Annotated in this window: 22 protein-coding genes; 17 read left to right on the forward strand and 5 right to left on the reverse strand. The window is 71.1% G+C overall.

Features of this window, described 5'->3' with window-relative positions:
* Positions 1–565 precede the first annotated feature (565 nt).
* Entirely contained in the window at positions 566–1,660 is a 1,095-nt protein-coding gene (locus tag JEQ17_RS11765; protein ID WP_200395206.1) for a LacI family DNA-binding transcriptional regulator, read from the forward strand.
* On the opposite strand, the gene mmuM is transcribed toward JEQ17_RS11765, so the two are convergent.
* Positions 1,607–2,629 carry a homocysteine S-methyltransferase gene (gene mmuM / locus JEQ17_RS11770; protein WP_200395207.1) on the reverse strand — a complete coding sequence of 341 codons (1,023 nt, stop codon included), beginning with the start codon at positions 2,627–2,629 and terminating at the stop codon, positions 1,607–1,609. The genes JEQ17_RS11765 and mmuM overlap by 54 nt on opposite strands.
* 26 nt (positions 2,630–2,655) lie before the next feature.
* Positions 2,656–3,393: an SDR family oxidoreductase gene (locus tag JEQ17_RS11775; RefSeq protein ID WP_200395208.1), complete on the reverse strand. Its 738-nt coding sequence runs from the start codon at positions 3,391–3,393 to the stop codon at positions 2,656–2,658.
* A gap of 92 nt (positions 3,394–3,485) precedes the next feature.
* On the opposite strand from JEQ17_RS11775, the gene JEQ17_RS11780 reads away from it, so the two are divergent.
* Together JEQ17_RS11780 and JEQ17_RS11785 are read left to right on the forward strand one after the other, a co-directional pair.
* Complete coding sequence (locus JEQ17_RS11780) at positions 3,486–4,349, forward strand: LysR family transcriptional regulator (RefSeq protein ID WP_200395209.1); 864 nt, start codon at positions 3,486–3,488, stop codon at positions 4,347–4,349.
* Between the two features lie 76 nt (positions 4,350–4,425).
* Entirely contained in the window at positions 4,426–4,827 is a 402-nt protein-coding gene (locus JEQ17_RS11785) for a VOC family protein (RefSeq protein ID WP_200395210.1), read from the forward strand.
* A 62-nt stretch (positions 4,828–4,889) separates the two neighbouring features.
* Here JEQ17_RS11785 and JEQ17_RS11790 read toward each other — a convergent pair whose 3' ends face one another.
* Entirely contained in the window at positions 4,890–5,624 is a 735-nt protein-coding gene (locus tag JEQ17_RS11790) for a helix-turn-helix domain-containing protein (protein ID WP_234048164.1), read from the reverse strand.
* Positions 5,625–5,634: 10 nt separating this feature from the next.
* Complete coding sequence (locus JEQ17_RS11795) at positions 5,635–6,570, reverse strand: AraC family transcriptional regulator (RefSeq protein WP_200395211.1); 936 nt, start codon at positions 6,568–6,570, stop codon at positions 5,635–5,637.
* A gap of 80 nt (positions 6,571–6,650) precedes the next feature.
* Here JEQ17_RS11795 and JEQ17_RS11800 point away from each other — a divergent pair, with 80 nt between their 5' ends.
* Positions 6,651–7,487 (forward strand): NmrA family NAD(P)-binding protein, encoded by an 837-nt coding sequence (locus JEQ17_RS11800; protein ID WP_200395212.1) that lies wholly within the window; start codon positions 6,651–6,653, stop codon positions 7,485–7,487.
* A 57-nt stretch (positions 7,488–7,544) separates the two neighbouring features.
* On the opposite strand, the gene JEQ17_RS11805 is transcribed toward JEQ17_RS11800, so the two are convergent.
* A complete protein-coding gene (locus JEQ17_RS11805) occupies positions 7,545–8,696 on the reverse strand; it encodes a YihY/virulence factor BrkB family protein (protein ID WP_200395213.1) in 1,152 nt (383 codons plus the stop codon).
* Positions 8,697–9,509: 813 nt separating this feature from the next.
* Here JEQ17_RS11805 and JEQ17_RS11810 point away from each other — a divergent pair.
* From JEQ17_RS11810 to JEQ17_RS11865, 13 genes are all read left to right on the forward strand, one after another.
* The gene (locus JEQ17_RS11810; protein WP_407700148.1) at positions 9,510–11,984 is read left to right on the forward strand and encodes a Pls/PosA family non-ribosomal peptide synthetase; all 2,475 of its coding nucleotides are present in this window, start codon (positions 9,510–9,512) and stop codon (positions 11,982–11,984) included.
* Between the two features lie 100 nt (positions 11,985–12,084).
* The gene (locus tag JEQ17_RS11815; RefSeq protein ID WP_200395214.1) at positions 12,085–14,436 is read left to right on the forward strand and encodes a non-ribosomal peptide synthetase; all 2,352 of its coding nucleotides are present in this window, start codon (positions 12,085–12,087) and stop codon (positions 14,434–14,436) included.
* A 128-nt stretch (positions 14,437–14,564) separates the two neighbouring features.
* Complete coding sequence (locus JEQ17_RS11820) at positions 14,565–15,569, forward strand: TauD/TfdA family dioxygenase (RefSeq protein WP_200395215.1); 1,005 nt, start codon at positions 14,565–14,567, stop codon at positions 15,567–15,569.
* Positions 15,566–16,657, forward strand: a complete 1,092-nt coding sequence (sbnB, locus tag JEQ17_RS11825) for a 2,3-diaminopropionate biosynthesis protein SbnB (protein WP_200395216.1) — start codon at positions 15,566–15,568, stop codon at positions 16,655–16,657. Before JEQ17_RS11820 ends, sbnB begins: the two co-directional genes overlap by 4 nt.
* Positions 16,658–16,718: 61 nt before the next feature.
* On the forward strand, positions 16,719–17,708 hold the full coding sequence (gene sbnA / locus JEQ17_RS11830; RefSeq protein ID WP_200395217.1) for a 2,3-diaminopropionate biosynthesis protein SbnA: 990 nt from the start codon (positions 16,719–16,721) through the stop codon (positions 17,706–17,708).
* A gap of 97 nt (positions 17,709–17,805) precedes the next feature.
* Positions 17,806–19,440 carry an acyl-CoA dehydrogenase family protein gene (locus JEQ17_RS11835; RefSeq protein WP_200395218.1) on the forward strand — a complete coding sequence of 545 codons (1,635 nt, stop codon included), beginning with the start codon at positions 17,806–17,808 and terminating at the stop codon, positions 19,438–19,440.
* A 337-nt stretch (positions 19,441–19,777) separates the two neighbouring features.
* Positions 19,778–21,052, forward strand: coding sequence for a helix-turn-helix domain-containing protein (locus tag JEQ17_RS11840; protein WP_200401449.1), 1,275 nt, complete (start codon positions 19,778–19,780; stop codon positions 21,050–21,052).
* A 167-nt stretch (positions 21,053–21,219) separates the two neighbouring features.
* Entirely contained in the window at positions 21,220–22,623 is a 1,404-nt protein-coding gene (locus JEQ17_RS11845) for a hypothetical protein (RefSeq protein ID WP_200395219.1), read from the forward strand.
* Positions 22,624–22,748: 125 nt separating this feature from the next.
* Positions 22,749–23,318 (forward strand): GNAT family N-acetyltransferase, encoded by a 570-nt coding sequence (locus JEQ17_RS11850; RefSeq protein ID WP_200395220.1) that lies wholly within the window; start codon positions 22,749–22,751, stop codon positions 23,316–23,318.
* Positions 23,319–23,457: 139 nt separating this feature from the next.
* Positions 23,458–23,541 carry a putative leader peptide gene (locus JEQ17_RS50695; protein WP_313904670.1) on the forward strand — a complete coding sequence of 28 codons (84 nt, stop codon included), beginning with the start codon at positions 23,458–23,460 and terminating at the stop codon, positions 23,539–23,541.
* A 147-nt stretch (positions 23,542–23,688) separates the two neighbouring features.
* A complete protein-coding gene (locus tag JEQ17_RS11855) occupies positions 23,689–25,386 on the forward strand; it encodes a nitrite/sulfite reductase (RefSeq protein ID WP_200395221.1) in 1,698 nt (565 codons plus the stop codon).
* Positions 25,383–25,562 (forward strand): PDDEXK family nuclease, encoded by a 180-nt coding sequence (locus tag JEQ17_RS11860; RefSeq protein WP_055616311.1) that lies wholly within the window; start codon positions 25,383–25,385, stop codon positions 25,560–25,562. The genes JEQ17_RS11855 and JEQ17_RS11860 overlap by 4 nt, the downstream gene beginning before the upstream one ends.
* Positions 25,559–26,296, forward strand: a complete 738-nt coding sequence (locus JEQ17_RS11865) for a phosphoadenylyl-sulfate reductase (RefSeq protein ID WP_200395222.1) — start codon at positions 25,559–25,561, stop codon at positions 26,294–26,296. The genes JEQ17_RS11860 and JEQ17_RS11865 overlap by 4 nt, the downstream gene beginning before the upstream one ends.
* The last annotated feature ends 15 nt before the right edge of the window (positions 26,297–26,311 follow it).

The following is a 26,311-nucleotide window of genomic DNA, read 5'->3' on the forward strand; positions in this document are numbered from 1 at the left end:
GGGGTCACCAGGGGCCACCCCGGGGTGGCCCCGAGGCCGGCCTAGGGCGGTCCCAGGTCAGCCCCATGGCGCCCTCAGGCCGGTCCCGGGCGATCCCCCATGGCGCCCTCAGGCCGGTCCCGGGCGATCCCCCATGGCGCCCTCAGGCCGGTCCCGGGCGATCCCCCATGGCGCCCTCAGGCCGGTCCCGGGCGATCCCCCATGGCGGCCCCAGGCCGGTCTCGGGCGGCCCCAGGCAGCCCCATGCCGTCCCCATGCCGATCCCGGGCAGCCCCAGGCGGCCCCCGGCCGTCCCGGGGCAGTCCCGGGACGGCCCCCCAAGGGCGGCCCCAGTCGCTCCCCAGGAGGACGAAATCCAGCGCCCGGCGGCCCGTCCACCGGGCCGGGGCGACACGGCCGACCCGCCCAGGACCTGCGTGTTCGACATTTCGAAAGTTTCGGCTCCGCGAAATTCCGTTGAATACCGGCTCTTCCACGGCGTGTCACAGCGGCCTTACTGTAGGAAGCGCTTTCTACCCGAAACTTTCGACGGCCCTCGGGACGGGGCCTGGAGAGGTGGGCTTCCATGGTGCGTACCGGAAGCGTGGCCGGGCCGACCCTCGCGGTCGTCGCACGCGAGGCGGGCGTGTCCGTGCCGACGGCCTCCAAGGTCGTCAACGGCCGTGAGGACGTGGCGCCGGAGACCCGCCGCCGGGTGACGGAGGCGCTCGACCGGCTCGGCTACGTCCGCAGACCCCGGTTCGACGCGGTGAAGTCGCCCGGCCTGGTCGACCTCGTCGTCCACTCGCTGGAGAACTCCTGGTCGGGTTCGATCCTGCACGGCGTGGAGGAGGCCGCGCACGACGCCGGCCTGGAGGTGGTGGTCTCGGCGGGCCTGACCCGGACCCGGGGCGGCCGGCCCGAGCGCGGCTGGCTGGACAAACTGTCCACGCGCGGCTCCTCCGGAGTGCTGTTCAACCTCTCCGAGCTGACCGCGTCCCAGTACGCCTGGCTGGACCAGCACCGCATCCCGTTCGTGCTGATCGACCCGGTGCTGGAACCGCCGCCCGGGGTCGTCTCGGTGGGCGCGGCCAACTGGCACGGCGGGGTGACCGCCACCGAGCACCTGCTCTCCCTCGGCCACGAACGCATCGCCGTCATCGCCGGCTACCGCCGCAAGATGTGCAGCACCGCGCGGGTCGCCGGTTACCGCTCGGCCCTCGCGGCGGCCGGACTGCGCCACCGCCCGGAGTACCTGCGCTACGGCAACTTCGACGAGAGCGCCGCGCACCGGCGGATGCTGGAACTCCTCGATCTGCCGGAACCGCCCACGGCCGTCTTCGTCTGCTCGGACCGTATGGCCCTCGGCGCCTACCGGGCGCTCGCCGAGCGGGGGCTCTCCGTCCCGGACGACGTCAGCGTGGTGGGCTTCGACGATCTGCCCGAGGCCCACTGGGCCTCGCCGGCCCTGACGACCGTGCGCCAGCCGCTCGCCGAGATGGCCGCGACGGCGATGCGCCTGCTGGTGCGGATGATGGCGGGCGAACAGCCGGAGGGGACACGTACGGAGTTGTCCACGCGGCTGGTGGTACGGGCGAGCACGGCACCCTGCCGACCCGCCCAGCCCTCACGCGGAGTCGAGCGAGTCGGGCGAATCGAACGAGTTGGGCGAATCGAGTGAGCCCGGTGCGTCGAGTGAGGCAAGTGGGGCAAGCGCTTCCGCGATCGCGGTGATCGCCGTCGGCCCGACGCGGCAGCACCCGCCGATCAGCCGGGCCCCGGCCCGCTCCCAGCCGCCGACCTGTTCGGGAGTGAAGGTGGAGCGGCCGGTCCAGGCGCGTGCCCCCGCGTCCCAGGTCTCGCCGCTGTTCGGGTAGACCACGACCGGCTTGCCGGTGACGCGTGCGGCGGCCTCCACCGCGGCGCCCACGTCGTCGGGGGCACAGCAGTTGACGCCGACCGCGATCACCTCGTCGGCGTCGGCGGCGAGCGCGAAGGCCTCCTCCAGCGGCTGCCCGGCCCGCGTCCGGCCCCCGGCGACGCTGTAGGACAGCCACGCCGGTACGCCGAGCCCGCGCACCGCCCGCAGGAGCGCCCGTGCCTCGTCGGCGTCGGGCACGGTCTCAAGGGCGAGGACGTCGGGACCCGCCTCGGCCAGTACCTCCAGCCGGGGCCGGTGGAACCGTTCGAGCTCGGCGACGCTCAGCCCGTACCTGCCCCGGTACTCCGAACCGTCCGCGAGCATCGCCCCGTACGGGCCCACCGACGCCGCCACCCACAACGGCGCGCGTACGCCCTTCGCCCGGGCCTGCCTGGCCGCCTCGCGGGCGAGTCCGACACTGAGTCCGAGCAGTTCGGCCGCGGGCTCGCGGGAGATGCCGCGCCGTGCGAAGCCCTCGAAGGTCGCCTGGTAGCTGGAGGTGATCGCCACGTTGGCGCCCGCCTCGAAGTACGCCAGATGTGCCTCGGTGATCGCCTCGGGCCGCTCGGCGAGCAGCCGCGCAGACCACAGCTCGTCACTCAGGTCGTGCCCGGCCGATGCGAGCTGGTTGGACATGCCGCCGTCGAGGACGACGGTGCCGACGGCGAGCGCCTCGGGGAGGGTGCGCGGGGCGGCGGGTGAGGAGGCGGGGCTGGTGTCGCGGGTCATGTCACGACGCTAGCGGTAGGCCGGGGTCACCAGGGAATGACGCCGTCGTCCTCGAAGAACGAACCGGTCGGGCCGCCGTCGGGCAGTGTGGCGAGCCGGATCGCCGTGGCCGCGCCCTGCTCAGGGGTACGGGGTCCCTGGAAGCCGGTGAAGTCGGTCGCGACCAGGCCCGGGCAGGCGGCGTTGATCAGGATGCCCGTATCGGCGAACTGCCGGGCGTACTGCACGGTGACGGCGTTGAGGAACGACTTCGACGGCGAGTAGGCCGCCATGACGGGGCCTATCTCGATGTCCGGGTCCGCCTGCCGGGTCAGGGAGGCGACGGAACTGGAGACGTTGACGATCCGTGGCGACGTCGAGCGCCGCAGCAGGGGCAGCATCGCGTTGGTCACGCGGATGACGCCGAGGACGTTGGTCTCCACGACCGTGCGGACCAGGTCCAGGTCGAGCGCGGTCGGGTCCTGCACCCACCCGGGGCCCATCTCCCCCGAGATACCGGCGTTGTTGACCAGGACGTCCAGGCGCCCGGCCTGCCGTTCGACCAGTGCGGCGGCATCGGTGACGCTCCGGTCGGCGGTCACGTCCAGCGGAACCCCGAACGCGTCCACCCCGGCGGCGCGCAGCTTCGCAACGGCACTCCCTCGACGCTCCTCGTCCCGGGCCCCCACACCCACGCGGTACCCGAGGGCGCCGAGCCCTGCCGCGATCTCGTACCCGATTCCCTTGTTCGCGCCGGTCACCAGCGCGGTCTTCGTTTCGCTCATGCCGTGATGCTCGCTCGCGGACGGGCGGCGCATCCAACACCGATTCGGTGGCCTGTGATACCCACCAGGTATCACTGACGTACGCTGCGGCCATGGACACCTTGGAGACCCGGGAGATGAGGTACTTCGTCGCCGTCGCCGAGGAACTGCACTTCGGCCGTGCCGCCGAGCGCCTCGGCATGGCGCAGCCGCCGCTGTCCCGGGCGATCCAGCAGCTCGAACGGCGCCTCGGCGTACGGCTGTTGGACCGCGACCGCCGCGGTGTCTCCCTGACCGACGCGGGAGAGGTGCTGCTGCACGAGAGTCGCGCGGCCCTCGACGCGACCGCGGCCGCCGCTCGCCGCACGCGTCGCGCCGGTGGCGCCGACAGACCGGACGGCGCCCGGAGTCGCCTGGTGCTGGCGGTGAAGGCCGCCGGATCCCACGAACTGCTGCAGAAGCTCCTCGACGCCTACGCGGCGGAGCCCGACGCCGCCGAGATCGAGGTGCTGCTGTGCGGCATCTGCGAGCAGGGAGGGCTGCTGCGCGACGGCCGTGCCGATGTGGCGCTCATGCACGCGCCGTTCAACTCCCTCGCCGGGTTCGACAGCGAGGAACTGCTGACCGAGGGCCAGATCGCCATCCTGCCCGCCGGTCACCCCCTCGCCGCGCGCAGGACCTTGTCCCTGGCGGACATCGCCGATGTCCCCGACCTCCCGTTCGCCCGCTGGCCCAGCGACGGCGCGTACCCGCCAGGACCGGGCCCCGAGGTCCACGACCTGACACAACTCGCCCAGCTGATCGCCCTCGGCCGCACGGTGGCCGCCTTCCCCGACTCGGCCCGCGCCTGGCTGTGGGCAGAGCACACGGCAGTCCCCCTGACCGACGCACCCCCGGTCGTCACCCACATAGCCTGGCCCGCCCACAGCCACTCCCTGGCCCTCGCCGCCCTGATCCGCACGGCGACACGGCTGTGACCGTCGGGACACCGCCGCCCCGCCCGTGTCCGATTCGTTCAAGACCGCCGCCCGCCGCTCTCCCTACGGTGGTCCCATGACTCCACGATTCGACCTCATCGGCCTCGTCGTCTCCGACATGGCCGCCTCCCTGACCTTCTACCGCCGCCTGGGACTCGAATTCCCCGAGGGCTCCGAGAAACAGCCGCATGTCGAGGCGAACCTGCCCGGCGGCCTGCGCTTCGCCCTCGACACGGAGGACACGATCCGCTCCTTCCACCCCGACTGGCACCCGCCGACGGGTGCGGGGAGGGTCGGGCTGGCCTTCGCGTGCGACGGCCCCGCGGACGTCGACGCCACGTACGAGGAGCTGGTGGCCGCCGGCTACAAGTCCGAACTCAAGCCCTGGAACGCAGACTGGGGCATGCGCTACGCCGTGGTACTCGACCCGGACGGCAACGGCGTGGACCTGTTCGCACCGTTGAGCAGCGCCCCGTAAGGGGCGCGGGGAACTGCGCGACCAGCCCCCACCGAACCCGCACCCAGCGACCCTCCACAACCTCAACGCCGCAACAGCTCACCCAACGGCGCCCCCGCCAACTCCCGTACGTCACGCGCCAGGTGAGCCTGATCGGCGAAACCGGCCCGCACGGCGGTGTCCGCCAGAGGCACCCCGTCCCGCGCCAGCCCCAGTGCCCGCTGCAGGCGCAGAATCCTGGCCAGCGTCTTCGGCCCGTAGCCGAAGACGCCCCGCGCCCGCCGGTGCAACTGCCGCTCGCTCCACCCCACCGCCTCCGCGACCGAGGCGACGGAACGTCCCGCGGCCAGTCCCGCGACAGCGCCGCGCACCCACGGATCGGGCGGATCGACATCGCCCGCCCGAGCAACGGCCAGGGCTTCCAGCTCGGCGGCGGGATCGGCCGCCGCGTCCACCCGCTCGGTCAGCCGCCGGACAGCCCCCGCGCTCCACAGATCCGCGAGGTCGACGCGCCGGTCGCGCAGTTCGTGCGCCGGGACGCCGAGATAGGCGGGCGCAGTCCCGGGGAAGAACCGGACGCCCGCGAACCGGGTGACACCTGACGCGTCGCCCATGTACGCGCGGGTGTCGGGCCCGGCGACGAAGAGCCGCCCCTCGGTCCACAGCAGGTCCATGCACCCGTCGGGCAGCACCGGCGCGCAGTCGCCCGGCACGGCGGTACGGGTCCAGACGACCGCGCCCGGGAGCCGCGCCGCCCGCTCCCGATACGGGTCCGGCGACACCTCCACGTACGACACGTCCACGTACGACTCGGCCACGGGCAAAAGGCTACGCCGCCCTCGTCCGGTGTTCCTGGGGGCTGACTCCGTAGACCCGCTTGAACGCGCTGGACAGGGCGAAGGCGCTGCCGTAGCCGACCTGGCGGGCGATCGCCTCCAGGGTGTCCTCGGTGCCGCGCAGCCGGTCGGCGGCGAGGGCGAGGCGCCAGCCGGTCAGGTATGTCATCGGGGGTTCGCCCACGAGTTCGCTGAAGCGGCGGGCGAGCGCGGCCCGTGAGACGCCGGCCTTCGCGGCGAGGGAGGCGACCGTCCAGGGGTATGCCGGATCGTCCTGGAGGAGCCGCAGGACCCGGCCCACGACGGGGTCGGCCAGAGCCTGGTACCAGGCGGGCGCCTCGGCCTCGGGGCGGGAGAACCAGGCCCGCAGCGCGGCGATGACCAGCAGGTCGAGCAGCCGGTCGAGGACGACCTCCTGGCCGGGCTCGTCCCGCACGATCTCCTCCATGATCAGCGGGGTGAGCGGGCACTCCCACACGTCGGAGGGCAGGGACAGCAGCGCCGGCAGCGCGTCCAGCAGCCGCCCGCTGACCTCGCCGTTCATCGGATACGTCCCGATCAGCATCACCATCGAGCCGTCGAGCCGCGCACCCCAGGTACGGACACCCAGGTCCATCCGGCCCTTCAGGGAACGGCCGTCCGGGTAGGTGCACACCTGGTTCGGCAGGATCACCGCCTGGGGCACGGTCGACGGGTCGTCGGCGCAGGTGTACGGGTCGGGTCCGCGCGCGATGGCGAGGTCACCGGCCCGCAACCGCACCCGCTCCCCGTCCTCGGGCATGATCCAGGCGTGCCCGCGCACCATGAGCATGACGGTGAGCGGGGCACGGTCCTCGATGCGCAGGGACCAGGGCGGCTCGAAACACGCTCGGATCATGAAGGCGCCACGCGCGCGTGGACCTTCCAGAAGGCCTGCGAGTGCGTCCATGACCCCAGCGTAGACGCGCCCTTATGGGAACGAGAGCTTCAGCGATGTTCCCTTTCCGTGTGAGGCCGTTGACTGGGCTCATGACGGAAAACACGCGGAACGAGACGGTGTTGGTGACGGGGGCCTCGGGCAAGACGGGGCGTCAGGTGGCGGAGTCCGCGAAGGCCGCCGGGTTCGATGTACGGGCCGCTTCGCGCAGCAGCGAGGTGCGCTTCGACTGGTACGACAGCTCGACCTGGGCGGAGGCGCTGCGCGGCGCGGACGCGGCGTATCTGGCGTACACGCCGGACATCGGCGCGCCGGGTGCCGCGGAGAACATCGGCGCCCTCGCGCGGCAGGCCCAGGAGCTCGGGGTGCGTCGTCTGGTGATGCTGTCGGCGCGCGGCGAGCAGCAGGCGGAGCCGGCCGAGCGGGCGCTGCGCGAGTCGGGTGCCGAGTGGACGGTCGTGCAGGCCGACTGGTTCTTCCAGAACTTCAGCGAGGGCCTGCTGCTGGAGGGTGTGCAGAGCGGTGAGTTCGTGTTCCCCGCCGGCGAGGTGAAGGTGCCGTTCATCGACACCCGGGACCTCGCGGACGTGGTCGTGAAGGCGCTGACGGACTCCTCGTACGCGGGCCGGACCCTGGAGGTCACGGGGGCGCGGCTGCTCTCGTTCCGGGAGGCCATGGCGGAGATCACCGCCGCGGCGGGCCGGGAGATCCGTTACGTGCCGGTGTCGACGAAGGAGTACGGGGCGATCCTGGCCGGGTTCGGGCTGCCGCCCGAGGAGGTCGCGTTCATGGAGGAGGTCTTCGACGGGCTGCTCGACGGCGGCAACGCCCGGTCCACGGAGACCGTCCGGCAGGTTCTGGGGCGCGCGCCGCGCGATTTCACGGACTTCGCGCGGGAGCTCGCGGCGACCGGCGTGTGGAAGGGCTGACGGCCACCGGCGTACCTCCGAAAGTTCGAGAAGCTCCCCCTGGCGCCCCCGTCGCGGTCACTGCGGCGGGGGCGGCTCGTCGCCGTTCTTGGGGGTGGTCTTCGCGTGTGTGCGCAGCCGGGAGGTCACGTCCTCGGGGGGCAGGAAGCGGGACCAGCGCTCCGGGAACTCGGAGGGCATGTCGGGGTCGTCCGGGTCGTCGGCGAGGTGGGCCCTGGCCGCGGCCGCGCGGGCCACGAGGTCGGCGGCCTGCTCGGCGCGCAGCCGCTCGTTGACGGCTCGGGCGGCGGCGGTGGCCGCGGCCGGCCAGACCCGGTCGATGGCCGCGTTGACGGCGGCGCCGACGAGGACCGCGAAGGCGGAGACGCCGATCCACAGCAGTACGGCGACGGGTGCGGCCAGGGAGCCGTAGATGCTGGGGCCCTCGACCGTGTTGGTCAGGTAGATGCGCAGCAGGAAGCTGCCCAGGACCCACATGGCGAGGGCCACCAGGGCGCCCGGCACGTCCTCGACCCAGGGCGACCGCACGGGTACCGACACGTGGTACAGCGTCGTCAGGAAGGCGATGGACAGCACGATGACGACGGGCCAGTACAACCCCTGTACGACGTTCTCCGACCAGGGGACGACGTCCACCACGGCGTCCGGGCCCGCGACGACCAGCGGCAGCACGATGGAGCCGATGAGCAGCGCCGCGAGGAACAGCGCGAAGGCCACGAGCCGGGTCTTGACGATGCCGCGCACGCCGTCGAGGCCGTACATCACGGTGATGGTGTCGATGAAGACGTTCACCGCGCGCGAGCCCGACCACAGGGCGAACAGGAAGCCGAGGGAGATGACGTCGGGGCGGCCGCCCTCCATGACGTCGTGGAGGACTGGCTCGGCGATCTGTGTGACGCCCTTGTCGGTGAGGATCGTGCGGGACGCCTCCAGGAGGTTGGTCTCCACGCTGGCGATGGTGTCGGCGCCGGTCCAGTCGTCGACGTAGACCAGCAGGCCGAGCATGCTGAGCAGCAGCGGCGGCACGGAGAGCAGCGTGAAGAACGCCGCCTCCGCCGCGAGTCCGAGGATCCGGTACTCGATGCACGAGTTGACGGTGTCCTTGATCAGCAGCCAGGCGGTCCTGCGCTTGGAGACGTTCCGGTAGAGGGCTCGGGCCCGATGGAGACGGCCGGACGTCCTCTGAGGGGGTTCACTTGCTGGCTGCACGCCCTAAAGGTATCCGCCGTGCGAGGTTGCACTCATCCCGCGGTACCACGGCCGGGTCCGAGGTGACCGGCGGCGCCGCTTCCGCCCCTCCCGGTTCCGTCATACGAAAGAAAAGCGGCAGCAACCCGACAGAAATCGTAAAGGAAAATCGAACCGGTTTTCTGTCATGACCGCGTTGGCCGAATTACTCACCCTCCAGAAGCGGAACGCGTGAGCGCATATACGCCACCCATAAAGTGAGTTCCCCGGTGGCACGTACGGAGCGGACCGTTCAGGGGTGTAATCGATGAGGGTTCGAACGGCGAGAAAGCGCCATAGGACGAAACGCCCTTGACCCGTTCATGAGCACACAGAAACAATTCGGATTGCATTCCGCTGGGCACGTGGGGACGGCTCAGTGCACCACGACACGGGGGACTCAGAAAGGCCTGGACCAGGGCCCGACACAGCCGCGTTACCCGTGATCCGCGTGGGAACCACGCGGATCATGCCGTGCTGCTCTGCACCTTTTCACGCGGCCACTTCCGACACTCGGCGAACAATATCCTCCCGGCTGCCATCTCATTTCCATGAGCACAATTCTTCCTTCCGGCCCGAGCCTTCCTTCCGGAACAACTCTTTCTTCCGGCACACCGGAATCACATCGGAATCACCCTGGTTCACCCACGCCTCAGGCATAGCCAATTCGGCTGCCCGATGAAACTGCGGGCGTGATTCCTTCGTATTCCCATCCGGAGTACCAATCACTCCGAACAGTCCACAAGTAGCAGTAATCATCAGCAAGGAGATCAAGTGGTGGCAAATCCAGGTGAGGTGACGACCGCCGCTCCGGCCGGCTCCCTGACCACCCACGCCCCGGCGAACGGCACCGAACACGTCCTCGCGGAGGTGCTCGCCGGTGTCGTACGCGTCGAGCAGGTGCCCGTCGACAGCCACTTCTTCGACGACCTCGGGGCCAACTCCCTGGTGATGGCCCACTTCTGCGCCCGGGTCAGGAAGCACCCCGACCTGCCGGCCGTGTCGATGCGGGACGTCTACGGCCACCCGACGATCCGGGGCCTGGCGGCGGCACTCGCCGAGGTCCCGGACGAGCCGCCGGCGCCCGCGCCCGAACCGGCCGAGCCTCCTCCACCGGGCAGCACCGCACGGTATGTCCTGTGCGGAGCACTCCAGTTCCTGGTCTTCGCGGCGTACTGCCTGCTCTCCGGGCTCGTCACCGCACAGGGGTACGACTGGGTCTCCGCCGGCGAGGGCGTGGTGGACGTCTACCTGCGGTCGGCCCTCTTCGGCGGTGCCGTCTTCGTCGGGGTGTGCGTGCTGCCGGTGGTGGCCAAGTGGGTGCTGGTCGGCCGCTGGAAGGAGACCGAGTTCCCCGTCTGGAGCCTGGCCTATCTGCGCTTCTGGACCGTCAAGGCACTGCTGCACGCCAACCCGATGGTCCTGTTCGCCGGCAACCCGCTCTACGTGCTCTATCTGCGGGCGCTCGGGGCGCGGATCGGCAAGGGCGTCACGATCCTCTCCCACTCCGTCCCGGTCTGCACCGACCTGTTCACCGTCGGCGCGGGCACGGTGATCCGCAAGGACTCCTACTTCCTCTGCTACCAGGCGCACGCAGGGCGGATACGCACCGGCCCGGTCACCCTGGGCCGGGACGTCTTCGTCGGCGAGAAGACCGTCCTCGACATCGGCACCTCCATGGGGGACGGTTCCCAGCTCGGCCACTCGTCCGCGCTGTACGGCGGCGCGTCGGTGCCGGACGGGCAGCACTGGCACGGCTCCCCCGCCCAGCGCACGGACGTGGACTACGTACGGGTGTCACCCGCGGACTGCGGCACCGCGCGGCGGGTGGGCTACGGCCTGGCCACCGTGCTGCAGACGCTGCTCCTCTATGTGCCGCTCCTCGTCGGGGGTACGTACATGCTGCTCACGGTGGCGCCCTCGCTGGACGTGCTGCTCGACCGGGAGACGCAGCACATCACGTCGGCGCGGTTCTACGCCGAGGCGCTCGGTCTGTCGCTCGCGCTCTTCGTGGGCTTCATCCTGATCGGCTTCGCCACCGTGTCCGTACTGCCGCGGCTGCTGAACCTGGTCCTCGAACCGGACCGGGTCTATCCGCTCTACGGCTTCCACTACTCGGTGCAGCGTGCCGTCGCACGCCTGACCAACGTCAAGTTCTTCAAGTGGCTGTGCGGCGACAGCTCGTACATCGTCCACTACCTGCGGGCCCTCGGCTACGACCTCTCGCACGTCGAGCAGACCGGCTCCAACTTCGGTACGGAGGTGGGGCACGAAACGCCGTACCTGGCCACCGTCGGCAGCGGCACGATGGTCGCCGACGGACTGTCGATCATGAACGCCGAGTTCTCCGGCACGTCGTTCCGCGTCTCGCAGACGTCGATCGGGGCGCACAACTTCCTCGGGAACCACATCGCCTACCCCGCCGGGGGCCGCACGGGCGAGAACTGTCTGCTCGCGACGAAGGTGATGGTCCCGCTCGACGGCGAGATACGTGAGGGGGTCGGCCTGCTGGGCTCGCCGCCCTTCGAGATCCCGAGGACCGTGGAGCGCGACACCCGCTTCGACCACCTCCGCGAGGGCGACGAGCTGCGCCGCCGTCTGGCCGCGAAGAACGGGCACAACCTGCGCACCATGGGCCTGTTCCTGTTCATCCGGTGGTTCGACTGGTTCGCCCTCACGGTCCTCGGCTTCGCCGCCTTCGACCTGTACGGGGAGCTCGGCACCGCGGGCGGTCTGCTGATCGGCGCGTCCCTGATCGTCGGCCTCGTGTTCACCACCGGCTACTACGTGCTGGTGGAGCGGCTGCTCTGCCGGTTCCGTCCGCTGGAGCCCCGGCTGCACTCCATCTACGACCCGCTCTTCTGGCGCCACGAGCGGCTGTGGAAGATCCCCGACACGCACATCGCCGTCTTCAACGGCACCCCGTTCAAGAACCTGCTCTGGCGGCTGCTCGGGGTCCGTATCGGCCGCAGGGTCTTCGACGACGGGGCCTACATCACCGAGCGGACGCTCACCGCCATCGGGAGCGACAGCACGCTCGGCGCGCACAGCAAGGTGCAGTCGCACTCGCAGGAGGACGGCACCTTCAAGTCCGACCACATCGAGATCGGCGACGGCGTGACGCTCGGCGTCGGCGCGCTCGTGCACTACGGGGCGTCGATGGGCGACGGAGCCGTGCTCGCCGCCGACTCCTTCCTGATGAAGGGCGAGGAAGTACCCGCGGGGGCGCACTGGGGCGGGAACCCGGCGGTCGCCCAGCGGCACGCCTGACGCTCCGCGGCACGGACGAACTCCGAGCCCCGGACAGGCTCCGCGGCACGGACAAGCTCCGCGGCACAGAACAAGAAAGACAACAGGGGGAAGCAAGACCATGGAAACGATCCCGAAGTGGACGCTCGACCCGGTGCCGGGCACCGCGGAGTACGAAGTCCCGCTGCCCGAGGGCCTGCCGCGGGAACCCCGCACTCTCCTGGCCGTACACGCACGGGTCCTCGCCGCACTGTCCGGCGAGCGCGAGGTGACGGTCGGGTACGTGGCGGCGAAGGGCGAGCGGCCGAGGCCGTGCCCACTGACCGTCGGCACCGGCTCCTGGCACGACCTGCTGGACCGCATACGCGAGGCCGAGGCGGACCCGGCCGCGCAGGGGGCGGGAGACGAACCTGCGGCCTTCGAGACGGTGCTCGATCCGCACGGCGGCCGGGGCCCCGAGGGCACCCTGCTGCACGTGGCGTTCGAGGACCACACCCTGCGCCTGCGCTACCGCACCGACGTCCTCGACGCGGACGCCGCCGCCCGGATCGCCGGCTACCACCTCACCGCGCTCACCCACCTCACCGCCGACCCGGACTCCCGGGCGGGCGGGCAGAGTCTGCTGTCGGACGTCGAACTCCGTTTCCAGCTGGACGGGTTGGCGGGGCCGCACCGCGAGCTGCCGGACCGCCGGGTCCACGAGCTGTTCGAGGAAAGGGTGTTGGCCCACCCCGACGCCGTCGCGGCCGTGCGGGGCGACCAGGAGTGGACGTACCAGGAGCTCAACTCCCGGGCGAACCAGCTGGGTCGGGCCCTGCTGACCCGCGGGCTGCGCCCCGAGGACGTCGTCGCCGTCGTCATGGAACGCGACCTGGACTGGATGGCCGCCGTCCTCGCCGTCCTCAAGGCGGGCGGCGTCTATCTGCCCATCGAGCCGCACTTCCCCGCCGAACGCATCACGGCGACACTCGACCGCGCCGCCTGCGAACTCGTCCTGACGGAACACGGCAGCACCACCACACTGGACGAGGCGGACACCGACGCCCGAGTCCTGCACGTCGACGCGGCCTACGCGGAGAACCACCCCGACAGCGACCTCGGCATCCCCGTCGCCGCCGGCCAACTCGCCTACATCTACTTCACGTCCGGCTCCACCGGCGAGCCCAAGGGCGCGATGTGCGAGCACGCCGGCTTCCTCAACCACGTCCACGCCAAGCTCGACGACCTCGGCGTCGGCGAGGGCCAGGTGGTCGCCCAGACCGCGCCCCAGTGCTTCGACATCTCGCTGTGGCAGCTGGTCTCCGCACTCCTCGTCGGCGGCCGGACCCTGCTGGTCGAACAGGAGGTGATCCTGGACGTACCGCGGTTCGTGGACACGATCACCGGGGGCCGGGTCAATGTCCTCCAGGTGGTCCCCTCGTATCTGGAGGCCGTGCTCGCCGAGTTGGAACAACGCCCGCGCGAACTGCCCGACCTGCGCTGTGTGTCGGTCACCGGGGAGGCGGTGAAGAAGGAGCTCGTCGAGCGCTGGTTCGCGGCCGAGCCCGGCATCCGGCTGGTCAACGCCTACGGGCTGACCGAGACCTCGGACGACACCAACCACGAGGTCATGTCCCGGGTGCCGGACCAGGACCGGGTCCCGCTCGGGCGGCCGGTCGCCAATGTGCGGGTGTACGTCGTCGACGAGGACCTGTCCCCCGTACCCCTCGGGGCGCCCGGCGAGATCGTCTTCTCCGGGGTCTGTGTCGGGCGCGGGTACGTCAACGACCCGGAGCGGACGAGGGCCGCGTTCACCACCGACCCGTACCGCCCCGGCGAGCGGCTCTACCGCAGCGGTGACCACGGCCGCTGGCTGCCCGACGGCAAGCTGGAGTTCCTCGGCCGCCGGGACAGCCAGGTCAAGATCCGTGGCTTCCGCATCGAGATCGGCGAGATCGAGAACGCGCTGCTGCGGGTGCCCGGGGTCCGGGACGGCGCCGTGGTGGTCGTGGGCGGCACACGGCTCGTGGCGTTCTGCGCCGGGCCCGACGCGCCCGGCTCCGGATCCGGCCGGCTCGGCGCGGGAGCCGTGCGGGAGCGGCTGGCCGTGTCACTGCCCGCGTACATGGTCCCCTCGGCCGTCCACTGGCGGGAGAGCCTGCCGCTGACCGCCAACGGCAAGACCGACCGGAAGACGCTGACCAAGCTCGCCGGGGAGCTCGACTCCGCCGGGAACGGTTCGGGTGCCGAGGACGGCTCGCACGCGCCCGGCACCGCGAGCGAGCGCCGGGTGGCGGCGGCCTGGGCCCAGGTGCTCGGCATCCCCGGCGACCGGATCGGCCGCCGGGACCACTTCTTCGACCGCGGCGGCACCTCGCTCGCGGCGGTGAAGCTCGCGATCGCGCTGGACCGGGCGATCACCCTCAAGGACGTCACCCGCCATCCGGTTCTGGCGGACCTGGCGGGCCTCCTGGACACCCCCGCCCCGTCCTGAACCACGGCAGACCACGCCGGCCACACGGACCACACGGAAGAGACGAAACCGAAGGCACCGACGACACCCATGACCGGAACACCGCACACCGCACGACCGAACACCGCAAGGCCGAAAGGAAGCACCTGATGTCGTCTTCATCTCCGACGTTGCTACCGGACGTCGACCTGCGTCCCGGCAGCCCTCCGATCCTGCGCGCCGATGCCGCGGGCGACACGGCGCTCTGGGCGGCCGAACACCGCGACGCGCTGCGGGCCGTCGTCGCCGAGCACGGCAGTCTGCTGGTGCGCGGCCTCGGGCTGCGCGACCCGGACACCACTGCGGCCGTCTTCCGCCGGCTGGCCACCGGCCTGATGCCCGACCGCGAGTCCTTCGCACCCCGGCGGACCTACGAGGACGGTGTGTACTCCTCGTCCAAATGGCCGCCGAACCAGCAGATGTGCATGCACCACGAGCTCAGCTACGCGCTGGAGTTCCCCGGCCTGATGCTGTACGCCTGCCTCGACGCGCCCGACCAGGGCGGCGCCACCGCGGTCGCCGACGCGCCCGCCGTGCTCGACGCGCTGCCCGCCTCCCTCACCGCACGGTTCGAGCGGGAGGGCTGGCTGCTCACCCGGACGTACAACGACGAGATAGGGGCGACCCTCGCCGAGGCCTTCGGCACCGAGGACCGCGCGGCCGTCGAGCACTACTGCCGGGCGCACGCCATCGAGTTCGCCTGGCAGGGCGACGGCTCCCTGCGCACCCGGCAGCGCCGCAGCGCCGTGGTCCGCCACCCGGTCACCGGGCGGCGCTGCTGGTTCAACCAGATCGCGTTCCTCAACGAGTGGACCATGGACCCCGAGGTGCGCGAGTACCTGGTGGACGTCTACGGCTCCGACGGGCTCCCCTTCAACACCCGCCACGGCAACGGCGACCCGATCGACGAGGACGTCGTACTGATCATCAACGAGGTGTACGGGGCCCACACCGCACGCGAGCCGTGGCGCTCCGGTGACCTGCTGCTCGTCGACAACATCCGCACCGCGCACAGCAGGGAGCCCTTCGAGGGGCCCCGCGAGGTGCTCGCCGCCCTGGGCGACCCGGTCCGGCTGACCGACTGCGCACCGACCATCGAAGTGAGGGCCGCATGACCACCACGGACGAGAACGGCACGACCACCGACGAGAACGGCACGACCACCACGGAACCGGGGACACCGACGGCTCCCCCGTTCACCGTCATCTCCGGCGCCCAGGTCCACGAGGCCCTGAACGGGCGGGAGTCCGAGATCGTCGACCTGGTCGAGTCGGTGTACCGGCTGCACGGCGCGGGCGACTCGGTGAACCCTCCGTCGTACTTCCTGCGCTTCCCGGACCGTCCGTCGTCCCGGATCATCGCGCTGCCCGCCTCGATCGGCGGGCCGGTGGGCGTGGACGGTCTGAAGTGGGTCTCCAGCTTCCCCGGGAACACGGCGAGCGGTCTGCCGCGCGCCTCGGCCGTGCTGATCCTCAACGACCACGACACGGGCTATCCGTTCGCGTGCCTGGAGAGCTCGATCATCAGCGCCACCCGGACGGCGGCCTCGGCGGCCCTCGCGGCCGACCGGCTCAGCCGCGACCGGGCCCGGCCCACGCGCGTCGGGTTCGTCGGGACGGGTCTGATCGCCCGCTACATCCACACCCATCTGGCCGCCACCGGCTGGTCGTTCGAGGAGACCGGGGTGTACGACCTGTCCGCGGACAGCGCGGCCGGCTTCAGCGGCTATCTGGAGCGGTCGGGCGCCAAGGGCCGGATCACCGTGCACGACAGCGCGGAGTCGCTGGTCCGCTCCAGTGACCTGCTGGTCTTCGCGACCGTCGCGGCCAAGCCGCACATCCACGACCCGGCGTGGTTCTCCCACGCCCCGCTCGTGCTGCATGTGTCGCTGCGCGACCTGGCGCCGGAGATCCTGCTCGACTCGGCCAACTTCGTGGACGACGTCGAGCACTGCCTCAAGGCGGACACGTCACCGCATCTGGTCGAACAGCTCACCGGCGGCCGCGACTTCCTCGACGGCACGCTGGACGACGTGCTCTGTGGGCGGGTGACCGTACCGGCGGACCGGACGGTGGTGTTCTCGCCCTTCGGCCTCGGGGTCCTCGACCTCGCGGTCGGCAAGTTCGTCCACGACGAGGTGGCCCGAAGGGGCGAGCCGCACGTCGTCGACGGCTTCTTCCACGAACTGCGCCGGTACGGCTGACCGGCGGGCACCGTGCCGCGCGAGGAGCGGAGCGCGGTGCCGCATGAAGGAGGGGGACATCATGCCCGTCATATCCGAGCCCACACAGTTCAACGAGGACGACCTCTACGTCGACCTGCGGGCGGCGCTGGGGCTGCCGCTCTTCCTGAAGTGCGAGGGGTTCAACTTCGCGGGGTCGGTCAAACTGAAGGCGGCGACCGAGATGGTCGACGCAGCCGAGCGCGACGGCGTCCTGCGACCGGGGTCCGTCATGGTCGAGTCGTCGTCCGGGAACCTCGGCGTGGCGCTGAGCATGATCGCGGCGAGCCGTGGCTACGGGTTCCTGTGCGTCACCGACTCGCGCTGCAATCCGGCGACCCGGCGGATGATGGAGGCGCTGGGGAGCGTCGTCCATGTGATCGACGAACCCGATCTGCACGGCGGCTTCCTCGGCGCGCGGATCGCGTACGTGAGCGCGGTGTGCGCCTCGGACGACCGGTACGTATGGCTCAACCAGTACGCCAACGAGGGCAACTGGCGCGCGCACTACCGCACCACGGCACCGGCCATCGCCCGCCGTTTCCCGCACCTGGACGTGCTGTTCGTGGGGGCCGGCACCACCGGCACCCTGATGGGCTGCGCGCGCTGGTTCTGGCAGCAGCGGCGCCGGGTGCGGATCGTGGCCGTGGACACCGTCGGCTCGGTGACCTTCGGGGGGCCGCCCGCTCCCCGGATGATCCCCGGTCTGGGCATGGCCGTCCGTCCGCCGCTGCTCGACGAGTCCTACGTCGACGACGTGATGCACGTCCCGGAGCCGGACACGCTGCGTGCCTGCCGCCGGCTGGCCGCCCGGGGCTTCCTGTTCGGCGGCTCCACCGGCACTGTGGTCAGCGGCGCGTCCGACTGGCTGGCCCGCCACGGGCGGCGCAACCTCACGGCGGTGGCGATCGCCCCTGACCTCGGCGAGCGCTACCTCGACACGGTCCACCACCCCGGCTGGGGGGTGAACGTCCACGGCGAGGACACACTCGGCGGCTCCGGTGAACTGGCCGCCCTGTCACATCCCGCCTGACCTGCCCGCCCGACCTGTACGGCGGGGCGAAAGGGGCGCGGCCCGGTGCGGCGGGAGTTTGGTGACGACCGCCGTACCGAGGGGTAGGTTCGGGGACATGGCAGCCCGCACCCACACCGTGACCAACCAGGCTCCGCCACTGGTCTCGTACGACGTCTTCAACGCCGACCGTGCCCTCGTCGAGGCGGTCGACCGGCACCTCGACCCACAGCTGCTCGACGAGGCGTACGCCGATCTGTCGGCCCTCGGGCGGACCTCCGGATCGGCGCAGGTCCAGGCGTGGGGGACGCTGGCCGACGAGAACCCGCCGAAGCTGCGCACCCACGACCGCTACGGCAACCGGGTCGACGAGGTCGAGTTCCATCCGTCCTGGCACCGGCTGCTCGGCAAGGGTGTCTCGGCGGGCCTGACGGCGGCCTGGTCACAGCCCGGCGGGCATGTGCGGCGCGCGGCCGCCTTCGTGGTCTGGACGCAGGTCGAGGCGGGGAACGGCTGCCCGCTGTCGATGACGCACGCGGCGGTGCCCGCGCTGCGCGCCGACCCGGCGCTCGCCGCCGAGTGGGAGCCCCGCCTCACGTCCATGGTCTACGACCAGGATCTGCGGCCCGCCGGGCAGAAGGCCGGTGTGCTCTTCGGGATGGGCATGACGGAGAAGCAGGGCGGCAGCGACGTACGCGCCAACACGACGGAGGCGCGGCCGCTCGCCGAGGACGGGACGTACGAGCTGACGGGCCACAAGTGGTTCTGCTCGGCGCCGATGTCGGACGGCTTCCTGGTGCTGGCGCAGGCTCCCGGCGGATTGACGTGTTTCCTGGTGCCGCGGGTCCTCGCGGACGGCACACGGAACGTGTTCCGTATCCAGCGGCTCAAGGACAAGCTGGGCAACCGGTCGAACGCGTCCGCCGAGGTCGAGTTCGACGGCACGTGGGCGCGCCGGGTCGGGGACGAGGGGCGCGGGGTGCGCACCATCATCGGGATGGTCGCGGCGACCCGGCTGGACTGTGTGCTCGGCTCGGCGGGTCTGATGCGGCAGGCCGTCTCACAGGCGGTCCACCACTCCATGTACCGCGAGGCGTTCGGCGGCCGGCTGATCGACAAGCCGCTGATGCGGAACGTCCTCGCGGACCTGGCCCTGGAGTCGGAGGCCGCGACGACGCTCGGGCTGCGCCTGGCCGCCGCGTACGACGACGGGGGCGAGCAGGAGCGGGCGTTCCTGCGGATCGCCGTACCGGCCGCGAAGTACTGGGTGACGAAGCGGTGCACGCCGGTCGCGGTGGAGGCCCTGGAGTGCCTGGGCGGCAATGGTTACGTGGAGGAGTCGGGCATGCCGCGGCTGCTGCGCGAGTCGCCGCTCAACTCCGTCTGGGAGGGCGCGGGCAACATCCAGGCGCTGGACGTCCTGCGCGCCCTGCAACGCGAACCGGCGGCGCTCAACGCCTACCTCCAGGAGGTCGGCAAGGCCCGCGGCGCCGACCACCGGCTGGACGGCGCGATCAAGAACCTGCTGACCGAACTCGCCGACCTGGACGGCATCGAGGGACGCGCCCGGCGACTCGTCGAGCGGATCGCCGTGGTCCTCCAGGGCTCGCTGCTGGTCCGGTTCGCGCCGCCGGAGGTCGCCGACGCGTTCTGCGCCTCACGCCTCGGCGGGGACTGGGGAGCGTCGTTCGGGACCCTGCCGCACACCCTGGACCTCGGCTCGGTCGTGGAGCGGGCGCGGCCCGTTTCCTGAGCCGCCGTCAACAGACGTACGGGGCACGGGGGTGGTGCTGCGCCGACACGGCACCACCCCCGTTCCATGGCCCCGTTGAGCGGAGCACGCACACCGCACGAGGCGGCGTTGCGCCAATTTTTGGACACGCGGCGGAAGTTCACCAGGGTTGCAGGGGGTTGCAACCTCTCCGCACCCTGCGCGAAATCTCCGCTCCGCGTCCGGACTGTCGCCCTCCGCGACGGACAGACGGCACTATGAGACGTGCAGTCAGTACGGGTTTCGGGTCCCATGGCCGGGCGGCCGGGACCTGTTGCCCGCTCAGGCTCTCCGGGAGGACCCAGTGGTGTACTCGCCGATGGACGTGACGCGGCTCGCCGCGGTGGACGCAGCGCAGGCGGCACGGGTGCTCGACGAGGTGCGCAACGCGACCCTGGCCGGAGAGCGCGCCCGGCTCGACCCGCGGCCGGTCATCGGCGAGTCCTGGGGGCGGATGCTGCGCTCCGGCGTCGACCCCGACCACGACTTCCGGGCCGGCGTGCTCGGTCCCGACGAGATCGAGCGGCGCCGGCGCGACTCCCCGCTGCGGCACGTCCTTCCGGTACTGCGGCAGGGTCTGCTGTCGGTCGCGGACACCACCCAGCACATCATGGTCGTGGCGGACGCGCAGAGCCGGGTGCTGTGGCGCGAGGGCAGCCGGTCCGTGCTGCGCAAGGCCGACGGGTTCGGCTTCGAGATCGGCGCGGACTGGCGCGAGGAGGTCGTCGGCACGAACGGTGTCGGCACGCCCGCCGTCGCCCGCCGCCCCGTCCAGGTCTTCGCCGCCGAACACTTCGTACGCACGCACTCCGCCTGGACCTGCACGGGCGCGCCGATCACCGACCCGCGCGACGGCCGGCTGATCGGGGTCGTGGACATCAGCGGGCCCTGGGAGACCATGCACCCGGCGACGCTCGCCTGGGTCGACTCGGTGGCCAAGCTCGCCGAGGCGCGGCTGCGGGAGCGGCATCTGACCGCGCTGGACCGGCTGCGCGCGGTGGCGGCGCCGGTGCTCGCCCGGGTCACCGGCCGCGCGCTCGCCGTCGACAAGGACGGCTGGACCGCCGCGATCACCGGTATGCCGTACGTGGACAGGCTCGCGCTGCCCACCACCATCGGCACGGACCGGATCTGGCTGCCCACGCTCGGCCCCTGCTCGGTGGAACCGCTGCCAGGCGGCTGGCTGGTGCGTGCCTCGGACGAGGAGCCCGCGCCCCGCGGCGCCACCCGGATCGCCCTCGACCTGTCGCAGCCGCGCCGCTGGTCGGTGACCGTGGCGGGCGTCACCGGCACCTGGACCCACGAACTGAGCCCGCGCCACGCGGAGTTGCTCTACCTCCTGGCTCTGCACCGCACCGGCCTCAGCGCCGCGGCCCTGGCCGAGGACCTGTTCGGCGACCCCGCCCGCACGGTGACCGTACGAGCCGAGATGTCACGCGTACGCCGATATCTGGGGGCGGTCCTGGACCATCGGCCGTATCGTTTCTGCGAATCGGCGGAGGTCCGGACGGTCCTGCCTGACGACCCGCTGGACCTACTCCCGCACTCAACGGCACCGGGAGTACTGAGGGAAAGGCGGGCCGCCCCTTCTTAGGGGGCGGCAGCCCAGAGCGAACCCGTCTGCTCCCTACCTATTCCGGGGTATTCGACCGGACTCGCCACACCCTGACGTACCATCCTTCCCACGGCCCCCCACATCTGTCCCCTCCAGCACTCAACCGCCGGATCGCAGGAGGCAGTTGGCCGACGACGGGAGGACCTATGACGTACCGAGGCAGACATCGCCGCCGGAAGAAGGGGCGTGTCCTGCGGGCCACGCTGTCCGGGACCGCCCTCGCCCTCACCGCCGCCGCCACCATCATCAGCACCTCGCAGGCCGCCGGAAGCGACAACCCCGGCCCGCTGACGTCGATCACCTCCTCCTCCGAGGTCAACAAGCTCCAGCTGCACGAGAACCTGGTCAGCGGCACGACGCTCGACACGCTCCAGAGCGGAATGGGCGGGAACGTCGGAGTCGGCGCCGTCCTCGAGAGCGCCAACCACCCGATGCGGAACAAGGCCGACTGCGACGACACCGAGTCGGCGGCCCTGCCCGTCGAGCCGGCCGCCACCCGCGCCTACTGCTGGGACAGCGGGGACGCGACGACACAGAAGTGGCTACCGCAGTCCGTCACCACCTCCGGGGACGCCGACAACGACGGCAAGTGGGGCTCCGACCGGGTCATCCTCGCGGGCTGGACGCACAACGACCACAAGGCGGGCGAGCCCGCCGACGACAAGGGCCTCGCCCGGGTCGCGTTCATCGACGCGAACGACCCCAAGAACCTCAGGTACCGCTGGGTCCTGCTGGTCGCCCCGCTCTCCGGCGGCAAGGACTTCGGAGCGGTCCGCTCCCACGTCGGCGGCATGGTCTGGTACCAGGACAAGCTGATCGTCACCGCGAAGAACGGCGCCGATCACAACAACGCGCTGTTCGTCTTCGACATGAACCGCATCCTCCAGGCCGACGTCAACAGCACCGAGATCGGCAAGGTGAGCGGCGGCTGGTCGGCACGCGGCTACCAGTACGTGATGCCGGCCATCGGCTCGTACAACCTCACCGGCGGGGCCTGTTCCGCGAGCAACAACAACGCGGTCCCCTGCTTCGGCTCGATCTCCCTGGACCGTACGTCGACACCGGACAGCCTGGTCGCGAACGAGTGGTTCAGCTCGGGCGGCAGCGAACCGGCCCGCGTCTGGCGCTACCACTACAGCACCGCGAGCGACCGCACCGGCCTGCTCGGCAGCAACGCCAGTGGCAACGTGAACGCCGACGAGGCGTACGAGACCGACGCCGTCGGGCTGCAGGGCGTCCTCTCCCACAAACCGAGCGGCGCGAGCAAGGCCGACTGGTACGCGGGGTACGCACCGGGCACCCGCGACCGGCACGGCACGCTCTGGCGGCAGAACGAGAGCATCGCCAAGGCCGCGAAGTGCGGGGCCGGCGGGTCGTACGCCTGCTGGGGGCAGCACACCGAGTCCCTGTCGTACTGGCAGGAGACCGGCGAGCTGTGGACCCTCACCGAGTGGGCGGCGAACAAGGACAACGAATGGGAGCTGCCCGCCATCCCGGAGCGCGTCCTGTACGCGGTCCCGCTGTCGGAGGTCGACGGCTCGGTGGAGTAGTCCGAAGGCCCCGGCGGCCTGGCCTCGGGCGTCAGCGGTGAGCCCGTACGAGTCGTCAACGTGAGCACCCGTGGAGGCGGGCCCCGCTTTGGAGCGGGGCCCGCCTTCGTGGTTCGCTGGCCCGCATGAGCATCGCTGTGACCACTTGGTCCCTGGAGCAGGTCTCCCCGGCCGAGCAGCTGCCCGCCGCCGCCCCCGACGGCGACGTCCGGATCGTCCGCGCCGAGGTGCCCTCCCCCGAGTTCAGCCGCTATCTGTACGCGGCGGTCGGCGGCGACATCCGCTGGACGGACCGGCTCGGCTGGACGTACGCGCAGTGGCAGGAGGACCTGGACCGGCCGGGCGTGGAGACCTGGGTCGCGTACGACCGCGGGACGCCCGCCGGATACGTACAGCTGGAGCCGCAGGACGACGGCGTCGTGGAGATCGTCTACTTCGGGCTGATCCCCGCCTTCCGGGGCCGGCGCATCGGCGGGCACCTCCTCTCCCACGGCGTGGCACGCGCCTGGGACCTGGCCGACCGGTGGCCGGGGCGGGCGCAGACGAAGCGCGTCTGGTTGCATACATGCAGCAAGGACGGCGAGCACGCGATGGACAACTACCTGCGCCGCGGCTTCAAGCTCTTCGACACGAAGGTCGAGGAGGAGCCGGACGTGACGGCACCCGGGCCCTGGCCCGGAGCACACGTAGGCTGACCTGGCACGACGTGGCCGGATCCGGACCATGCCCCCGGCCGTGTGACCGACACCACCCTTGTCTTGCATATCGAGACAAGGGTGTCCGCATCGTGGACGAAGCTGGACTGTGTCCAGATTGCCGTGACACGCTTCCGTCATGTCTGGAACTGGAATTGCCTTGGTGAGTCGGCGGCACGTCGACCTCGGCCGCATGTCCAGCGCCATCTGTCCGGCCTGCTGACACAAGGCACCGGGGGCCTCTGACCCCGAGCCCAGCACTTCCGACATCCCCCCTTGTCTCGCCTGCGCAAAGACGCGCACGTATGCCCACATGCGCCCACCCGCGCAGGTAAGAGCCGCATCCGCCTGTCCCGAAGGACGTAGAACCATGGCCGCCACCCCACAGGATCCAGCTGCCGCAACGCCCCGCCGCAAGGTGAGCCGTCACCGTGGCGAGGGTCAGTGGGCCGTGGGTCACTACACCCCGCTGAACGGCAACGAGCAGTTCAAGAAGGACGACGACGGTCTCAACGTGCGGACACGCATTGAGACGATCTACTCCAAGCGGGGCTTCGACTCGATCGACCCCAACGACCTGCGCGGACGGATGCGCTGGTGGGGCCTCTACACCCAGCGCAAGCCCGGGATCGACGGCGGCAAGACCGCGATCCTGGAGCCGGAGGAGCTGGACGACAAGTACTTCATGCTGCGGGTGCGGATCGACGGCGGACGCCTCACCACCCAGCAGCTGCGGGTCATCGGCGAGATCTCGCAGGAGTTCGCGCGGGGCACCGCGGACCTCACCGACCGGCAGAACGTCCAGTACCACTGGATCCGTATCGAGGACGTCCCGGAGATCTGGGAGCGCCTGGAGGCCGTCGGGCTGTCCACTACCGAGGCCTGCGGTGACACGCCCCGGGTGATCCTCGGCTCGCCCGTCGCCGGGATCGCCGAGGACGAGATCATCGACGGCACCCCGGCCATCGAGGAGATCCACCGCCGGGTCATCGGCAACAAGGACTTCTCGAACCTGCCCCGCAAGTTCAAGACCGCGATCTCCGGCTCGCCGCTGCTCGACGTGGCGCACGAGATCAACGACGTCGCGTTCGTCGGCGTGAACCACCCGGAGCACGGCCCCGGCTTCGACCTCTGGGTCGGCGGCGGCCTCTCCACCAACCCGAAGATCGGCCAGCGCCTGGGCGCCTGGGTGCCGCTCGACGAGGTCGCGGACGTCCACATCGGCGTCCTGTCGATCTTCCGCGACTACGGCTACCGGCGCCTGCGTACGCGCGCCCGGCTGAAGTTCCTGGTCGCCGACTGGGGTGTCGAGAAGTTCCGGCAGATCCTCGAGGACGAGTACCTGGAGCGCAAGCTCGTCGACGGGCCCGCTCCCGACCAGCCGGTCGCCCGCTGGCGCGACCACGTCGGTGTGCACCGTCAGCAGGACGGCCGCTACTACGTGGGCTTCGCCCCGCGCGTGGGCCGTGTGGACGGCGCGACCCTCACCAAGATCGCCGAACTGGCCGAGGCGCACGGCTCGGGCCGGCTGCGCACCACCGTCGAGCAGAAGATGATCGTGCTCGACGTGGAGCAGGACCGGATCGACTCGCTGGTCGAGGGCCTGGAGTCGCTCGACCTGACCGCCAAGCCGTCGCCCTTCCGGCGCGGCACGATGGCCTGCACCGGCATCGAGTACTGCAAGCTCGCCATCGTCGAGACCAAGGCCCGCGGTGCCTCGCTGATCGACGAACTCGAGCGCCGCATCCCCGAGTTCGACGAGCCCATCACCATCAACATCAACGGCTGCCCGAACGCCTGCGCCCGTATCCAGGTCGCGGACATCGGTCTCAAGGGCCAGTTGATGCTCAACGACCAGGGCGAGCAGGTCGAGGGCTACCAGGTGCACCTCGGCGGCGCGCTCGGCCTCGAGGCCGGCTTCGGCCGCAAGGTCCGTGGCCTGAAGGTCACTTCGGACGACCTGCCCGACTACGTCGAGCGCGTGCTGAAGCGCTTCGAGGAGCAGCGCGAGGACGGCGAGCGCTTCGCCACCTGGGCCACGCGGGCTTCCGAGGAGTCGCTGTCATGAGTGAGCGTGCGGCGCCCTTCTACTGCCCCTACTGCGGTGACGAGGACCTGCGTCCCAGCGAGCAGGGGCACGGCGCGTGGGAATGCGCGGCATGCAATCGAGCCTTCCAACTGAAGTTCCTCGGGCTGCTGTCCCGAGGAGTTCAGCGCAACGACGGTGGAGGGGACGAGATATGACGACCGTTCAGACCGATACCGAGAATCAGACCGACCTCGATCGCGGCCGGGACGCCGAGCTCAAGGCTCTCGCCGAGCAGGCCGGCCGTGACCTGGAGGACGCCTCCGCCCTGGAGATCCTCCAGTGGGCGGTGGACACCTTCGGCAAGCAGTTCTGCGTGACCTCCTCGATGGAGGACGCGGTGGTCGCCCACCTCGCCTCCCGCGCGAGGCCCGGCGTGGACGTCGTCTTCCTCGACACCGGCTACCACTTCGAGGAGACCATCGGCACCCGGGACGCGGTCGAGGCCGTGATGGACGTCAACGTCATCACGCTCACCCCGCGCCAGACCGTGGCCGAGCAGGACGCCGAGTACGGGCCGAAGCTGCACGACCGCAACCCCGACCTGTGCTGCGCGCTGCGGAAGGTCAAGCCCCTCGAAGAAGGGCTCACCAAGTACAGCGCCTGGGCGACGGGCCTGCGCCGCGACGAGTCCCCCACCCGGGCGAACACCCCGGTCGTCGGCTGGGACGAGAAGCGCCGCAAGGTCAAGATCTCGCCGATCGCCCGCTGGACGCAGGACGACGTCGACGCGTACGTCACCGAGCACGGCGTACTCACCAACCCCCTGCTGATGGACGGCTACGCGTCCGTCGGCTGCGCCCCCTGCACCCGCCGGGTGCTGGAGGGCGAGGACGCGCGCGCCGGCCGCTGGGCGGGCCGCGCGAAGACCGAGTGCGGGCTGCACGGCTGACCATGGCTGCTGCTT

Origin of the sequence: Streptomyces liliifuscus (assembly GCF_016598615.1) — a bacterium.
GTDB lineage: Bacteria > Actinomycetota > Actinomycetes > Streptomycetales > Streptomycetaceae > Streptomyces > Streptomyces liliifuscus.

Coding starts and splice junctions, on each gene's coding strand:
- JEQ17_RS11765 (WP_200395206.1), top strand. CDS start 566: ATGGTGCGTACCGGAAGCGTGGCCGGGCCGACCCTCGCGGTCGTCGCA.
- mmuM (WP_200395207.1), bottom strand. CDS start 2,629: ATGACCCGCGACACCAGCCCCGCCTCCTCACCCGCCGCCCCGCGCACC.
- JEQ17_RS11775 (WP_200395208.1), bottom strand. CDS start 3,393: ATGAGCGAAACGAAGACCGCGCTGGTGACCGGCGCGAACAAGGGAATC.
- JEQ17_RS11780 (WP_200395209.1), top strand. CDS start 3,486: ATGGACACCTTGGAGACCCGGGAGATGAGGTACTTCGTCGCCGTCGCC.
- JEQ17_RS11785 (WP_200395210.1), top strand. CDS start 4,426: ATGACTCCACGATTCGACCTCATCGGCCTCGTCGTCTCCGACATGGCC.
- JEQ17_RS11795 (WP_200395211.1), bottom strand. CDS start 6,570: ATGGACGCACTCGCAGGCCTTCTGGAAGGTCCACGCGCGCGTGGCGCC.
- JEQ17_RS11800 (WP_200395212.1), top strand. CDS start 6,651: ATGACGGAAAACACGCGGAACGAGACGGTGTTGGTGACGGGGGCCTCG.
- JEQ17_RS11815 (WP_200395214.1), top strand. CDS start 12,085: ATGGAAACGATCCCGAAGTGGACGCTCGACCCGGTGCCGGGCACCGCG.
- JEQ17_RS11820 (WP_200395215.1), top strand. CDS start 14,565: ATGTCGTCTTCATCTCCGACGTTGCTACCGGACGTCGACCTGCGTCCC.
- sbnB (WP_200395216.1), top strand. CDS start 15,566: ATGACCACCACGGACGAGAACGGCACGACCACCGACGAGAACGGCACG.
- sbnA (WP_200395217.1), top strand. CDS start 16,719: ATGCCCGTCATATCCGAGCCCACACAGTTCAACGAGGACGACCTCTAC.
- JEQ17_RS11835 (WP_200395218.1), top strand. CDS start 17,806: ATGGCAGCCCGCACCCACACCGTGACCAACCAGGCTCCGCCACTGGTC.
- JEQ17_RS11840 (WP_200401449.1), top strand. CDS start 19,778: ATGGACGTGACGCGGCTCGCCGCGGTGGACGCAGCGCAGGCGGCACGG.
- JEQ17_RS11845 (WP_200395219.1), top strand. CDS start 21,220: ATGACGTACCGAGGCAGACATCGCCGCCGGAAGAAGGGGCGTGTCCTG.
- JEQ17_RS11850 (WP_200395220.1), top strand. CDS start 22,749: ATGAGCATCGCTGTGACCACTTGGTCCCTGGAGCAGGTCTCCCCGGCC.
- JEQ17_RS50695 (WP_313904670.1), top strand. CDS start 23,458: ATGTCTGGAACTGGAATTGCCTTGGTGAGTCGGCGGCACGTCGACCTC.
- JEQ17_RS11855 (WP_200395221.1), top strand. CDS start 23,689: ATGGCCGCCACCCCACAGGATCCAGCTGCCGCAACGCCCCGCCGCAAG.
- JEQ17_RS11860 (WP_055616311.1), top strand. CDS start 25,383: ATGAGTGAGCGTGCGGCGCCCTTCTACTGCCCCTACTGCGGTGACGAG.
- JEQ17_RS11865 (WP_200395222.1), top strand. CDS start 25,559: ATGACGACCGTTCAGACCGATACCGAGAATCAGACCGACCTCGATCGC.